The organism is uncultured Campylobacter sp., assembly GCF_938041645.1.
Taxonomy (GTDB): domain Bacteria; phylum Campylobacterota; class Campylobacteria; order Campylobacterales; family Campylobacteraceae; genus Campylobacter_B.
On record NZ_CALIST010000012.1, the window covers coordinates 1 to 13907 of the forward strand.

11 protein-coding genes and 1 pseudogene are annotated in these 13907 nt (G+C 48.3%); 2 read left to right on the plus strand and 10 right to left on the minus strand.

Going from position 1 to position 13907, the window contains the following annotated elements:
- The 9 genes and pseudogenes from Q0600_RS01390 to mqnE all read right to left on the minus strand — a co-directional run.
- A pseudogene (locus Q0600_RS01390) lies at positions 1-203 on the minus strand (UbiD family decarboxylase domain-containing protein); the annotation flags it as partial.
- A 9-nt stretch (positions 204-212) separates the two neighbouring features.
- Positions 213-1202 (minus strand): hypothetical protein, encoded by a 990-nt coding sequence (locus Q0600_RS01395; RefSeq protein WP_298756041.1) that lies wholly within the window; start codon positions 1200-1202, stop codon positions 213-215.
- Positions 1202-1996, minus strand: a complete 795-nt coding sequence (locus tag Q0600_RS01400) for a hypothetical protein (RefSeq protein ID WP_298756044.1) — start codon at positions 1994-1996, stop codon at positions 1202-1204. The genes Q0600_RS01395 and Q0600_RS01400 overlap by 1 nt, the downstream gene beginning before the upstream one ends.
- Positions 1997-1998: 2 nt before the next feature.
- On the minus strand, positions 1999-3996 hold the full coding sequence (gene metG / locus Q0600_RS01405; RefSeq protein WP_298756047.1) for a methionine--tRNA ligase: 1998 nt from the start codon (positions 3994-3996) through the stop codon (positions 1999-2001).
- Positions 3997-4041: 45 nt separating this feature from the next.
- Complete coding sequence (locus Q0600_RS01410; RefSeq protein WP_298756049.1) at positions 4042-4746, minus strand: type II secretion system protein; 705 nt, start codon at positions 4744-4746, stop codon at positions 4042-4044.
- Positions 4747-4773: 27 nt separating this feature from the next.
- Positions 4774-6000, minus strand: coding sequence for a hypothetical protein (locus Q0600_RS01415; RefSeq protein WP_298756052.1), 1227 nt, complete (start codon positions 5998-6000; stop codon positions 4774-4776).
- Between the two features lie 126 nt (positions 6001-6126).
- Positions 6127-6576, minus strand: a complete 450-nt coding sequence (locus tag Q0600_RS01420) for a phosphoribosyltransferase family protein (RefSeq protein ID WP_005871628.1) — start codon at positions 6574-6576, stop codon at positions 6127-6129.
- Positions 6577-6591: 15 nt separating this feature from the next.
- On the minus strand, positions 6592-7887 hold the full coding sequence (locus Q0600_RS01425) for an NCS2 family permease (RefSeq protein ID WP_298756055.1): 1296 nt from the start codon (positions 7885-7887) through the stop codon (positions 6592-6594).
- Between the two features lie 18 nt (positions 7888-7905).
- Positions 7906-8988, minus strand: coding sequence for an aminofutalosine synthase MqnE (gene mqnE / locus Q0600_RS01430; RefSeq protein WP_298756058.1), 1083 nt, complete (start codon positions 8986-8988; stop codon positions 7906-7908).
- A gap of 143 nt (positions 8989-9131) precedes the next feature.
- Here mqnE and glmS point away from each other — a divergent pair, with 143 nt between their 5' ends.
- On the plus strand, positions 9132-10949 hold the full coding sequence (gene glmS, locus Q0600_RS01435; RefSeq protein ID WP_298756061.1) for a glutamine--fructose-6-phosphate transaminase (isomerizing): 1818 nt from the start codon (positions 9132-9134) through the stop codon (positions 10947-10949).
- A 58-nt stretch (positions 10950-11007) separates the two neighbouring features.
- Entirely contained in the window at positions 11008-12153 is a 1146-nt protein-coding gene (locus Q0600_RS01440) for a hypothetical protein (RefSeq protein ID WP_298756064.1), read from the plus strand.
- A 335-nt stretch (positions 12154-12488) separates the two neighbouring features.
- Here Q0600_RS01440 and tgt read toward each other — a convergent pair whose 3' ends face one another.
- Complete coding sequence (gene tgt / locus Q0600_RS01445; RefSeq protein ID WP_298756067.1) at positions 12489-13655, minus strand: tRNA guanosine(34) transglycosylase Tgt; 1167 nt, start codon at positions 13653-13655, stop codon at positions 12489-12491.
- Positions 13656-13907: the final 252 nt, after the last annotated feature.

The window sequence follows — 13907 nt, forward strand, 5'->3', positions numbered from 1 at the left end:
GGAGCAAATTTGCGTCCCGTTTTTTTGCAGATAGGATTTGTAAAAAGCAGCGCCTGCGAGCGCTCTCTTTTTACCTCGATGTAGCTTGCGTGCGCGATCTCAAGCTCCGTGCCGATCTGCTCCTTTACCTCGCGCAATAGCCCGTTTTCGTAAAGCCTCTTTATCCAAAAATTTCCGTTTAAAATTTCATCAAAGCTCTGCATCCGCTGCCTTTAAAAAAATAGATTTTTTTCTTGCGGTTTTTGATTTAGAAGCTGCAAGATCGCGCTCTTTTCCGCAAAAACCAGCGCGTAGTGAAACTCGGGCAGGCTCTTTAGCGCGCTTAGCTTATTGAAGCGAAAGTCGATCTTAACGCCGTCTAAGCGGTCCTCCCAGCTGGCGCAGACGATAATTTTTTCGCGGAATTTTGCCCGCAAAAAATCCGCCTCGCGCGCAAAAAGCTCAGGATCGCTCTCGGCGATAAAGGCGCGGTAGCTACCGCCAAGCGAGCTAACGTTAAAAAACCTATCCACAAAAATCGGTTCGAAATGGCCGAATGCGCTTAAATTTTGAAATTTAAAGGGTATGTTTTTGCGCGAGAGATACTCGATCACGCCGCATAGCTCGGGCAAAAACAGCTGCGGAAAGACTAAATTTGAATAATAAAGCCCGCCGAAAACAAAGCTGCTGTAAAATATCGAGCCGCCGTAAAGCAGCCTAAAATCGTCGCTCGCGGGAACCCGGACGGGCGAGATACCGAGGCTTTGCAAAAGATCGCCATCGGTAGTGAAGTAGGTATTTTTCTCTTTGGCATTCAACAGGCTGATGAAAAGCTCGCCCTTGCTGCGCGGCGCAAACATCAAATTTTTCGGCACGCTCGTGTAGCGCAGGATCTCGCTTTGCACTTCGTTTATCAGCACGAAGCCGTGTCGCCACGTCTCGCCCAGAAATTTTATCAGCCGCACGAGCGCCGAGCATAAATTTTCAACCTTTATAAAGGCGATCTCGTCGTTGAGCGGCTTGAAATTATTATCGAAAATTATCGCGTACGCGCCGTTATCGATCGCGGTGCGCACGTCGCGCTCGTTTGCGCCGAGTGCTATGAAAGCTCCCTTTTTCGCGACCTTTGCAGGTTCGATCGCAAAGCTCTCGACCGCGGAGATCGCGGGATTATTTAGCATCGTTCCGTTTACTATACGGGTTAAATTTAATAAATTTACCATTACGACTTTCCTGCGGCAGAGCTTTTGGCAGGCGCGCTCTTTGCGGCGCGGCGCGGCTGCTTTGCGGTAGATGCGGAGATTGCGCCGAGTGCAGCAGTATCTTTTGCGGCGATTACGGCAGGTGCGGCAGTATTTTTTGCGATGCGGCGAGATTTTGCGTTCTGAGATGCGCTTTTAGCGGGTGCCGATTTTGCGACAGATGGCGATTTTGCCGTGGATGTAGAGGCTACACTTGCTGCGATACTTTTAGCGGTCGATGCAGGTTTTGCGACAGATGCGGGTTTTTTAGCGAGCGGAGATCTTTTTGCGGGCACGGTTTTTGTCGCTGCATTTTTTTTAGCAGAGACGCTTTTGGAAAACGATGTATCTTTTTTGACATTCGCGCTAGAAACGCTTGCCGTGCGCTTTCTGCGCGGCGCGATGTTTGCTTTAGAGCTCTCGCCATCCGCGCTCGCATATTTTTTCGTGCGCTCGTCCGTAAATTTATCGGTGCGTGAAAACGAGCACACGACCGCGCGCGTGCCGAGCTTTGCACATTTTAAAGCGGCGAACTTCGACAGCTCGCAAATGCCAAACGTTAAAATTTTACGCGCCGCAAATTTTAAAGCAATCCCCGCACCGAGCTTCAGTGCTAAGGGTGCCGCGCACACAAGCCCGCCCGCGCCGATCTTTGCGGCAAGTGAGGAATCGCGGCAAAGCTTTAAAATTTTATCCGAAGCCCCGCTTTTTTGCGCGCAAAGCCCAGCCGCACCGCAGATAGCGAGCTTCGAAGTCTTGCGCGCTAGAGCCTTCATTGCTAACCTACGATCGCGCCGTTTTTTACGGGCGCGAGAGTGCTAAGCAGCGTAAGGCTGCCGTCCTCGGCGCTTAAAATCATACCCTCGCTGCTATGTTTAAAAATTTTAGCGGGTTTTAAATTTGCCAGCACGCAGATCTGCTTGCCGACAAGCGCGGCGGGATCGTAAAATTTCGCGATACCGCTGATGATTTGACGCGGCCTCCCCTCGCCCAAATCAATCATAAATCGCAACAACTTCTCGCTGCCCTCTATGTTTTCGCACTCCAAAACCGTGCCGACTTTGATAACGCATTTTTTAAAATCATCGATTTTGATTTGAGCTTCGGTTGCCTCGCCTTTGGCTTCTTGCGCCGTAGCGTCTGAACCGGAAGCGTTTGCGTTTGAGCTTGGCGAACCTTTTGCCGCGGCGTCTGTACCCGAACAGCTTGTAGAATTGACAGCGCCATCCAGCCTATCGTAGTCCGCTTTCGGCATTAGCTCGTGATCGATCTTGGTAAAAAGCGGCTCGCACGGCTTGGCCTTAAAATCTAAAATTTCACCCCGAAGCACTAGCTTTTCATAAAGCGGAGTGGAGATTTCAAAGCCCAGCGTGTCCGCGATACGTGCCGCCGTCTGCGGCATCGCGGGACTTAGCAGTACGGCGACTTTAGCCAAAATGTTTGCGACCAATGCGACGAGGGCCAGTGCCTTAGCCTGCTCGCCGTTTTTCATCAAATTCCACGGCTCGTATTTTGCAATCGAAGCGTTCGCAAGAGCAAGCGCCCTCCAAAGCTCCTCCAAGTATCTATTGGTAGCGACCTCCTCAAGTGCGCTAAGTGCGGCGCTTAGATATGAGTTCGCCTCCTTGATCTCGGCGGTGAAAAATTTCATCACGTCTTTGGAATTTATGACGTAGTCCGAGTATTTTGCACTCATGCCGACGATGCGGCTGAGTAGATTTCCAAGCTCGTTGGCAAGCTCGGAATTTACGCGGTTAATGATCGCTTTTTGCGAAAAATCGCCGTCTTGGCCGAACGGCACCTCGCGCAGTAAGAAATACCTAAACTGCTCCAGTCCGTAAGCGTTTGCGACCTCGCGCGGATCCACGACGTTGCCCAGGCTCTTACTCATCTTTTTGCCGTCTCGCGTCCACCAGCCGTGAGCTGCGACGCTGCGCGGCATATTTAGCCCCAGGCTCATCAAAAACGCAGGCCAATAAACGGCGTGAAAGCGCAAAATGTCCTTACCTACGATATGTAGCGCATCGTGCCAATACTCCATCCGCTCGCCGCCCGCGCAAAATCCGAGCGAGCTAAGATAATCCATTAGCGCGTCCAGCCAGACGTAAATCACGTGCTTCGGATCGTTTAGCTCGGGCGGAATTTTAACGCCCCAATCAAAACCCGTTCGCGTGATCGAAAGATCCTTTAGCCCGCTTTTTACGAAGCTTATCACCTCGTTTTTTTTGCCTAACGGCAGGATGCACTTTTCATCCTCGTACCATTTTAAAAGTCTGTCTGCATAGGCGCTAAGTCTGAAAAAATAGCTCTCCTCTTTTAAAATTTTAGTCTTTTTGCCGCAGTCGGGGCAATACTCGCCGTCGATTAGCTGAGCGGAAGGGAAAAAACTCTCGCAGCTTACGCAGTAGTTGCCCTCGTATTCGCCCTTATAAATGTCGCCCTTTTCATACATCTTGCGAAATACGTTTTGCACCGCCGCCTCATGCGCGGCATCGGTAGTGCGCGAAAACATATCGTAGCTGATGTCAAACTCGTCCCACAGGTCCTTAAATTTAGCGCTCACGCCGTCTGCGTACTGCTTTGGGCTCTGGCCGTGCTTGGCTGCGGCCTCCTCGATCTTTTGGCCGTGCTCGTCGGTGCCCGTTTTAAAAAACACCTCGTGTCCTTGCAGGCGGTAAAATCTAGCCATCGTATCGGCGATGATCGTCGTATATGCGTGACCGATGTGCGGGACGTCGTTTACGTAATAAATCGGCGTCATTATGTATTTTTTCATTATTCTCCTTGCGCTTACTTAAATTTGACTAAAATTTTATTAGTCCTATTGCACGGCTGTGCCGGTATTAGAATTTAGCGTGTATCTTACGTATCCGGTCTCAGGCTGTACGGTTATATCCGCAGTTTCGCCCGCGTTATTTGTAAGCCTAATCGTACAAACACCTACAAACATTTTATCGTATGGCGTTTTAGAACCACTACCTTCGGTAGTACCCGCCACCTGCCCCATAGGACGCCCATAACTGTCAAATACTATGGTTTTATTTTTACCATCTCCGCAATTTAAAAATTGTACATTTCTTATATCATATGTTTTAGTAAGATTTAGCTTTGGATTTAGCTTTTCTTTTGCTTTATTGATAGGTTGGTTTTGAAAACCTGCAGTAAGAAATTTATTCGGATTTTGTGGATCTGCAGCGAAATCATTATTAGTAAAATTTCCTGTACCGTTCGGGGATCCATCTGCATTACTATCATAATACACCGTGTAAGTCCAGCCCTCCGCACTTCCTTTGGCGTTGGTATAACTAAACTGAATCCTCCAAAGCTTCTTAAACCAATCCGGGTCATTAGGATCGAATTTGTTATCATTCATCGCAAGCTGCTGCGTGTAACGAATATGAGCAGCTACTTGATCTGCCGCCTCCACAAGGCTATTTCGATTGATTTGAGGCACCGCCACCGCCGCTAGAATTCCAACCACCACGATGATGAAAATCAGCTCTATCATAGTAAATGCTTTTTTCATAATTTTTACCTTTCATAAAAATTTTGTTTATATTTTAACATAAAATTTCGCAATTCGCACGCCTCGCTTGTAAATATCTATATTTTGTATCGAATTTTTATGATCCGAGACATATTCCGGCTTATCCGCATAGATAAAAGCGCTATCCCCGCTAGGCAGTCCGTAAAATTTCAGACGCAAGCAGAGCCTCTCGTCGTCGCAGCTTACGCTTTTTACTCCGCGATTTTTTAACTCACTTGCCAGCTGCCTAGCTACGTCAAATTTATAGATAAAATGCCGCTGCGGCTTGTTTGCGAACATCGCCTCATACATCACATCGCTAAAAATCACTGCAAAATAACTCACCGCTAAGCTTACCAGCGTCACACCTACGGCAATCTTATGAAAAGTGCGAAATTTAGGCAATCTAACGCGGTACGAATTAAACAAAACCCGAATGATTAAAGGCGTAGCGATGACGCAATACGGCAGCATCATCTCAAGCGGCACGCGCTGTCTTAGAGAAAAAAGCATCGTTAGACAAAGCGCGCTTGTAGCGATGAACCAAAGCAGGCTCTTTTCCTCTTTGATCCAAATTCTATAGATCGTATAGATGAAAAATAAAAACACTAAAGGCGAAAACGCGCCCGCAAAAACGCCCACGGTATCTAAAAAATACCCCTTCGGCTTGCCCTCCGAGCTTACGTCGTAAAAGATCACGCTGAAGCTAAATAGCGCTATGCAAAGTAGCAAAAGCTCCTTTTTACGCGTATAAAGCGCCCAAATTCCAAAGCCTACGTAGAGCATAAAAAACGCTCTATCGATCAGGGCGCAAGCGGAGAGAAGCACGAAAAGCGCGATATTGTATTCGCTCTTTGCAAAATAGATCGCCAGCAGCGTGAAAAAAACGATGATGCCCGCGGGATTTAGCAAGATCGCGCTACTCATCGATGCAGGAAGCGCCATAAATAACGCCGTAGCGACCACTCTATCGAAGCGACGCTTTAGAATAAATTTTGAAATTTTATAGATCATCGCGGCGTTTGCGAAGTGGATCAAAATAAACGGCGCGCGCAGGGCGTAATCGTTGCGCCCGAAAATTTCGCAGCTTAAATTTGCGATTAGCGAAACGAGGGATTTTTTCTCATAAAAAATTTCGGCTTCGTAGTAGCTGATGCTTAAATTTGAAATCGCATAAAGCAAAAATATGCCCTGAAACAGGCACATCATGGAGATTACGAAAATTTCGTTTTGATAAAGCTTCTTCACTCTCATCCTTGCTGCGGGCACTTTAAATTTACAGCCTAAATTTTACAGCCTAAATTTTACGGCCGGAATTTTATAAAATTTAAGCCGCCGAATCCTTTAAAATTTAGCCGCTAAATTTAACCGCACGCCGCTTCATTCCTCTATCGTATAATTTTCCCAAAAGAAATTTATCCACTCATCAGTCTTTGAAATTTTAAAATCGGGCTGGATGAGCGCCTTAGGTTTGTAAAAAATCACCGCGGTTTTAAGCTCTATTTGCGGGAATTTCTCCAGCAGCACACGCTTGATCTCGACCATGCTGTCGCCGCTGTCGATGATATCGTCCACCAGCAGCACGCGCTTGTAAAGCTCCAGATCGGGCACGTTGAAAACGTCGATGGTGTCGAGCTTTTTGGTGTCTGCGTAGTGGATGGAATTTATCGAAAATATCGTCCGCATATCAAGCGCATTGGCTAGCGCATGACCGAATGTGAGCCCGCCTCTAGCGATCGCCACGATTGCATCGGGCATAAATTCGTCCCTAACCTGCTTTGCTATAACTCTTGCGTCGCGATCCATCTCGTCAAAACTATAAAATCTCATATCTTTCCTTAAAATTTAATGCATCAAAAATACTAAAATGCTAATCGCGCCAAGCGTCAAAACGCCGAAATTTAAATCTTTTATCCTGCGCTGAGCGAGTCTAACTACGATATAAGCGATAAAGCCAAAGCTTAAGCCGTTGGTGATCGAGTAGGTAAAAGGCATCAAAAACACTATGAAAAACGCAGGGATTAAAATTCCAGCGTCGCTATAATCGATCTTGCCAAGCTCGCTAAACATCAAAACCCCGACCATTACGAGGATCGGATAGATTGCATTTGCGGGGATTGCCTTAAATAGCGGCAGCATAAACAGCGTCAGCACGAAAAACATAGCGCAAAATACCGCAGTAAGCCCCGTGCGACCGCCCGCTTCCACGCCGCTGGCGCTCTCGGCAAATGCAGTAACCGTGCTCGTTCCTATAACGGCGCCTGCGACGCTACCTATCGCATCGGAGGTTAAATTTCTAGATAGTTTTTTCATGCCGTCTTTGCTATTCTCTCCAAAAAGCCCCGCGCGGTTTCCTACGCCGGTGAGAGTGCCGATGCTATCGAATAGATGCGTAACGAAAAATGTGATTATAAAAGGTACGAAAGCTAGCTTTAGCGCTCCGGGGATATCTAGCTGAGCAAATATCGGCGTTATGCCGCTTGGTGCGCTTACTACGCCCTGCGGTGCAGGCGAAATTCCCGCCACCCACGCCACGCAAGAGGTGATCAAAATGCTTAAAATAAAAGCTGCTTTTACCTTAAGCACAAAGAGCACAAGCACGACCGTAAGCCCGAAGAGCCCCAGCAAAACGTTCATATCTTTAAAATTTCCAAGCGTGACCAGCGTAGCTTCGCTGTGCGCGATGACGCCCATCTGCTTAAGTCCGATGAAGCAGATAAAAGCGCCGATACCCGCGCTTATGGCGCGACGCAGATCAAGCGGGATCGATCTTATGACCCAAATACGAAAATTCGTAAAAGAAAGTACGGTAAAAAGCGCCCCGCTTATCGCTACGATGCCAAGCGCACTCTGCCATGGCAGCTTCGCATCTACGCACAACGCAAAGGTAAAATACGCATTTAGCCCCATACCGACGCTAAGCGCTACGGGGGTATTTGCAAAAAGCCCGTTAAATAGCGTTGCGATTATCGTAATAAGCGCGGTTGCCGTAACCAGCGCGTCAAACGGCATGCCTGCGATGCTCATAATGTTAGCGTTTACCGGCACGATGTAAATCATCGCCAAAAACGTAGTAAGCCCTGCGATAAGCTCCTGTTTTACCGACGTTTTCGCGGCGGCGAGATGAAAGAATTTCTCCACTTGCTCCTCCTTTAAAATTTATTCGTAAATTTCGATCTGGTTATACAAGCTGTCGCGCTCGACGGGCACAAAGCCCGCCGTGCCGATCATATCGATAAAATCGCGCTTGCTCTGCCCTTTTTTGCTGCCGGCGCCGGCACTGCTTTGAATGCTTTCGTTCTCGATCGTGCCGTCAAGATCATCCGCGCCGAAATCCTGCGCTACAAGGGCCAAATTTAAGGTCGAAGTCGCCCAGTAGGCCTTGATATGCGCGACGTTGTCGAGTAAAATTCTACTAATCGCGATCGTTTTTAAAATTTCGACCGAGCCCAAAAAGCCCTTCACGTCCAGATAGTTGTTTTCGCGCTGATACACGAGCGGGATGAAGGCGTTGAAGCCGCCGCCGTTAGCGCGCGCTAGGCTCTCATCTTGCAGCGCGCGTATGCGCAAGATGTGATCGATGCGGTGAGCGCGGCTTTCGATATGTCCAAAGAGCATCGTGGCGTTGCTCTGGCGCCCGCGCGCGTGCCACAGCGAGTGGATACGTAGCCACTGCTCGCTTGAGACCTTGCCTTTGCAAATTTTATCCCTGATCCGTTCGTCAAAAATTTCAGCGCCGCCGCCTGGCATCGAATCCACGCCGCTTTGCATCATCAACTCTATCGTCTCTTCGTAGCTCATCTTCCACTTTCGCCGCCAGTAATCGATCTCCGCTGCGGTCATCGCTTTAATATGCAAAAGCGGATATTTTTGCCTTATCGCTTTGAAAATTCCCAAATATTGCTGCGGCGTAACGAATGGATTGTGCGAGCTTACGATATGAATCTCCTTCGTGCCGCGCGCTACGGTCTCATCCACGATACGCATGATCTCATCATCGCTCATCGTGTAAGCATTTTCGTTCTTGCGGTGCGCCGAAAATGCGCAAAATTTACAGGTATCTGCGCATAAATTTGAAGGATTGATATGACGATTTGCGTTGAAATAGACGTTTTTGCCGTTTTTTTCTTTGCGAATAGCAAAGGCGAATTTGCCCAGATCGAAAATATCCAAATCCCATAATTTCACGCCGTCTTCGTAATTTAGTCTCTCGCCGCTTTGTAGTTTTTCTAAAATTTCCATCGATTTCCCAAGCCAAATTTTAAAGCTAATTATATAATTTTTTGCTTACAAAACGGATAAGCGGACTAAATTTAGAGCCGAATTTTCGTTAATTTAAAATAGCGTAGTAAAATGAGCGCCAAATTTTAAATAAGGAAAACAAGATGTGTGGAATCGTAGGTTACATCGGAAGCGAAGAGAAGAAAAAAATCATACTTGATGGCCTTAAGGAGCTCGAGTATCGCGGATACGATAGCGCGGGCCTTGCCGTGATGGATCAGAGCGCAAACATAAAGTATTTCAAAGCAGTCGGCAAGCTGAATAATCTGGAAGCTAAGATGAAAGATTACCAAAGCAGCGGCTTTGGCGTCGCGATCGGACACACTCGCTGGGCGACGCACGGAAAGCCGACGGAGCTTAACGCACACCCGCATTTTGGAGATTTTAGCTTCGTCGTACACAACGGCATCATCGAAAACTACGCCGAGCTAAAAGACGAGCTCGAAGCGGACGGCGTGAAATTTTTAAGCCAGACCGATACCGAGGTGATCGTGCATCTTTTCGAGAAAAATTTCAAGGCGACAAACGACGCATTTAAGGCGTATGAGGCTACGATCAAGCGACTAGAGGGCGCTTACGCTACGCTTTTGATCACAAAGGCGGCACCCGGCGAAATTTTCTTTGCCAAAAACGCGGCTCCGCTTATCGTCGCAAAAAACGATAAAAACGAAATTTTCTTTAGCTCCTCGGATGCTCCGCTCATCGGGCTTGCGAATACGGCGGCGTATCTGGACGATCAAATTTACGGCGTCGCCAAACTCGGGCAGATCGACGTTTTTAAAAAATCTAAGCCGCATAATTGCGCTTTTAGCGAGCTCCCAAAGGACAAGAGCTACGCGCAAAAAGAGGGTTTTAGATTTTTTATGGAAAAAGAAATTTACGAGCAGGCGCAAGTCGTAACCGAAACGATGATGGGGCGCGTAATAAAGGGCGGCAAGATAAAATTTGACGAGCTTGACGAGGCGCTGTTTGAGGGCATCGACGAGGTCGTGTTATGCGCCTGCGGCACGAGCTATCACGCCGCGCTCGTAAGCTCGTATCTTTTTGAGCGCATCGCTAAAATCCGCACGAAAGTAGAAGTTGCCAGCGAATTCCGCTATAAGGAGCCGTTTTTGAATAAAAACGCCCTTTTCATCGTCATTTCTCAAAGCGGCGAGACCGCCGACACCTTAGAGGCACTGCATATCGCTAAAAAAGCCGGTCTTAGAACGCTTGCGATCTGCAACGTCGATAACAGCTCGATCGTGCGCATGGCGGGCAGCGTGATCCTAACTCGCGCAGGCATCGAAAAGGGGGTAGCGTCCACGAAAGCTTTTGCGACGCAGGTTATGGTGCTATGGATGTTTGTGATCTACCTTGCAAATCTGCGCGGCACCGTCTCCGCCAAAAGCAACGCGAGCGAAATTTCGGCGATGCTTCATATCCCGCAAATTTTAAAGATCAAAGACGGCTTGCAGGATAAAATTTACCGCATGAGCAAGCACTATCTGCACGGACACGGATTTTTCTTCATCGGGCGCGATATTTTTTATCCGCTCGCTCTTGAGGGCGCGCTCAAGCTCAAAGAGATCTCATATCTGCACGCGGAGGGCTATCCGAGCGGCGAGATGAAGCACGGTCCGATCGCTCTTGCGGATTCCAATCTTTTTACGATCGCGCTAATGCCCAAAAATGCGCTTTATGAAAAAACCAAAAGCAACGTCGAGGAGCTTGCGGCGCGCGATGCGTATATTTTAGCGATCAGCCCCGAAGAGCCCGAGGTCGCGGATGATTTTATCAAAACGAGCGAGCAAAGCCATGCGATGAGTGAATTTTTTGAGATGATGCTGATTTTGCAAATTTTAGCTCTTGAAATTTCCGTGCGGCTCGGCAACGACGTGGATATGCCGCGAAATTTAGCCAAAAGCGTAACCGTAGAATAATTCACTTTTAAGTTTTTTTTTACTAATATATCCGCCAGAAAGGCGGGGTTATTAGTATATGAAACTTATGGGATTTATCAGAGGCGAAAACGTCATAGTCGCCATGGGCGGCGTCGAATACAGCTACGAAATGCTGGGCGAGCGCGATTCTACCTTAACGGACGGCGACGAGGTAAGCTTCGACACGCTAGCATCCAGCGCGATAAATATCGAACGCGTGGACACGTCCAAATCCAAGGATCGTGCGGCGCAAAAAGCGGCTTCGCAGGCAAAAGAAGCCACGAAGCAAAACAGCGACTGGATTTCCGATCCTAAAAATTTCATAGAAATAGACGCGGCAGAGGAGTCGTCTCCTCAAAATTCCGCCGAAAATATCGCAGAGGATAGATCCGCCGCAAAAGTAACAAAAATCGCAAAAAAATTCAAAAAATTCAAACTTCCTCGCAAAGCCAAACCCGCGGGTGCGAAAAAACCTAAATTTTTGGGATTTGAGTTCGTGCAGATGGACGATCCGCGCGAGGGCGAGAGCCTCGAGAGTAAAATTTACACCAACCCTATCCGAATGAGCGGTATCAAGGCCTACATTATGCCGCTTATTTTGATAGGCATCGCTTTGATCTTTAGAGCTCAGATCACCGAGTCGCTGCTGTCATTTAAGCAGATCCAAGAATATGTAAATCAAAACACCGTCTCGCTTACCTTTGATCTGTTTATCTATCTGATCTTTGCGCTGAGCTACATTTTGCCACTAAATCAAGTATTTATCTTCCTGTCGGCCGCCAGACACGATCAATACGCGGTGCGGCAGATCACGAGCTACAATATCTTTTTGATAATCTGCGTCGTCGCCACGGTTTTGCAGAACGAAACCATAGGGCTTGACGCCTACGTGGCGATCTTTAGCATCGCAGTAGCGCTGTTTGGACTGCTATCGTATTGCTACAAGCTCAAGGCGTTTTTGTATCTTATCTTCACGACCAAGGGCTCCTTACCGTTTCTCATCGCGATTGCCGTGGAGCTCTGCGCTATTATCGCAATCGGCGTAATGGACGCGTTTTCTGGGCTTCCGGCGCAGATTACGCAGATCACCGGCATAGATTTTAACACCATGGCGTGGAAACATATCGTTATTTTCGCAATCTCCGCGCCGTTTTACATATTTTCGTTCATCTGTTTACGCCGCATAAAAAAGGCTAAAATTTAAGCTGCCGCGTAACGAAATTTAGTCCTTTAAATTTAGATTTCTATTCCGCTAGCAGATCTGCGGAATCAAAATTTGGCTCAATAAATTTTAATCGTGAGCGCCAAAATTTTACTCTTTTGCATTCGCATTAAAAAGCCGAACCGGCTCAGCCTACTCCACTAAAATTTTAAATTTCGCGCTATAAGCTCCTAGCTCCGCAGCTCTTAAAATTTCACTGCTCAAATTTTGTCGCGTTTAAATTTAGCTGCACGCGCGCCGTATTAAAATTCCGCCCCATCGCCGCCGCGGCTAAATTTAACTATCGTGCTAAATTCCGTGCCCTCGCCCGCCGAAATTTAATCCCGCGCTATGTTTCGTGCGGCGTAGAATTTCCGCCTAAACTCGGCAAACCGCCCGTGCACGATCGCCTCTCTCATATCTGCGGCAAGACGCAGGTAATAGTGCAGATTGTGAATGCTAGCGAGGCGGTAAAAGCTAAGCTCGCGCGCACGAAATAGATGATTTAGATAGCCGCAACTGAAGCGCTTGCACGTGTAGCAGTCGCAATGCGGATCGATCGGATCGCAATCGCTGATAAAGCCCGCGTTTTTGATGCTGATCTTGCCGAAGCTCGTAAAAAGCGTGCCGTTGCGGGCATTTCGCGTAGGCATCACGCAGTCGAACATATCCACGCCGCGAGCGACATTTTCGACGAGATCCTCGGGCGTACCGACCCCCATCAAATATCGCGGGCGCGCCGCATCGACGTATGGCATCATGGCCTCTACGGTTTCGTACATCAGCTCGTTTTTCTCGCCCACGCTAAGCCCTCCGATCGCAAGCCCGTCAAAGCTCATCTCGCACAGCGCTTCGGCGCAAAATTTGCGCGCCTGCGGATCGGTGCCGCCTTGGATGATACCGAAGATGTTTTGATGAGCGTGCAGGCCGCGAGATTTCATGGCCTCGTGATAATCTATCGCCTCGCGAGCCCATTTTATCGTGCGCACGACGCTTAGATCGATACGCTTTTTAAGCCGCGATCTATCATCGTAGCTCAATGCGCCAGGCTCGCGCGGCAGCTCCACCAAATCGTCCAAAATCATCATAATATCGGAGTTTAGTTCATACTGCGTATCGAGCACCGAGCGCGGCGTGAAATAATGCGTGCTGCCGTCGATGTGGCTTTTAAATTTTATGCCGCCCTCGTCGTTTTTGGTGTTTGCGCGCAAGCTGAAGGCCTGAAAGCCGCCGCTGTCGGTTAGAAAGCTGCGGGGAAATTTCGTAAATCCGTGCAGCCCGCCGAACTCCGCCACTACCCGCGAGCCGGGGCGCAGATACATATGATAGGTGTTGGCGAGGATTATCTGCGCGTCCAGGAGCTGCGCTACGTCCGTTGCATCGAGCGCCTTGACCGCGCCCACGGTGCCGACCGGCATAAAAACTGGGGTGCGGATCGTACTATGCGCCGTGCGGATCGTGCAGGCGCGCGCCGCGCCGTCCGCGGCGTCTATCGTAAAATCCATCTTGATCCTTTAAATTTAGCTTTTTGCGCGCACTCGGCGCGAAATTTTAAAAAGCGATTGTAGCGAAATTTAAATTTGCGGCAGGTAAAGGCGGGTGAAAAATTTAAAGGATATTTGAGGTGTTTGGGATCAAAATTCCGGTAGCTAGCGACCGACACAGCCGCTAAATGTAAAATTTACTGGCTCTCTTATAATTAAAATTTAATCGAACGTTGCGAATTTAGCGAGCATGGCAGCATTAGACGGCGCACT

Excerpts from the sequence above, each read along its gene's own strand:
- Q0600_RS01395 (WP_298756041.1), bottom strand. The coding sequence starts at position 1,202 with ATGGTAAATTTATTAAATTTAACCCGTATAGTAAACGGAACGATGCTA.
- Q0600_RS01400 (WP_298756044.1), bottom strand. The coding sequence starts at position 1,996 with ATGAAGGCTCTAGCGCGCAAGACTTCGAAGCTCGCTATCTGCGGTGCG.
- metG (WP_298756047.1), bottom strand. The coding sequence starts at position 3,996 with ATGAAAAAATACATAATGACGCCGATTTATTACGTAAACGACGTCCCG.
- Q0600_RS01410 (WP_298756049.1), bottom strand. The coding sequence starts at position 4,746 with ATGAAAAAAGCATTTACTATGATAGAGCTGATTTTCATCATCGTGGTG.
- Q0600_RS01415 (WP_298756052.1), bottom strand. The coding sequence starts at position 6,000 with ATGAGAGTGAAGAAGCTTTATCAAAACGAAATTTTCGTAATCTCCATG.
- Q0600_RS01420 (WP_005871628.1), bottom strand. The coding sequence starts at position 6,576 with ATGAGATTTTATAGTTTTGACGAGATGGATCGCGACGCAAGAGTTATA.
- mqnE (WP_298756058.1), bottom strand. The coding sequence starts at position 8,988 with ATGGAAATTTTAGAAAAACTACAAAGCGGCGAGAGACTAAATTACGAA.
- glmS (WP_298756061.1), top strand. The coding sequence starts at position 9,132 with ATGTGTGGAATCGTAGGTTACATCGGAAGCGAAGAGAAGAAAAAAATC.
- Q0600_RS01440 (WP_298756064.1), top strand. The coding sequence starts at position 11,008 with ATGAAACTTATGGGATTTATCAGAGGCGAAAACGTCATAGTCGCCATG.
- tgt (WP_298756067.1), bottom strand. The coding sequence starts at position 13,655 with ATGGATTTTACGATAGACGCCGCGGACGGCGCGGCGCGCGCCTGCACG.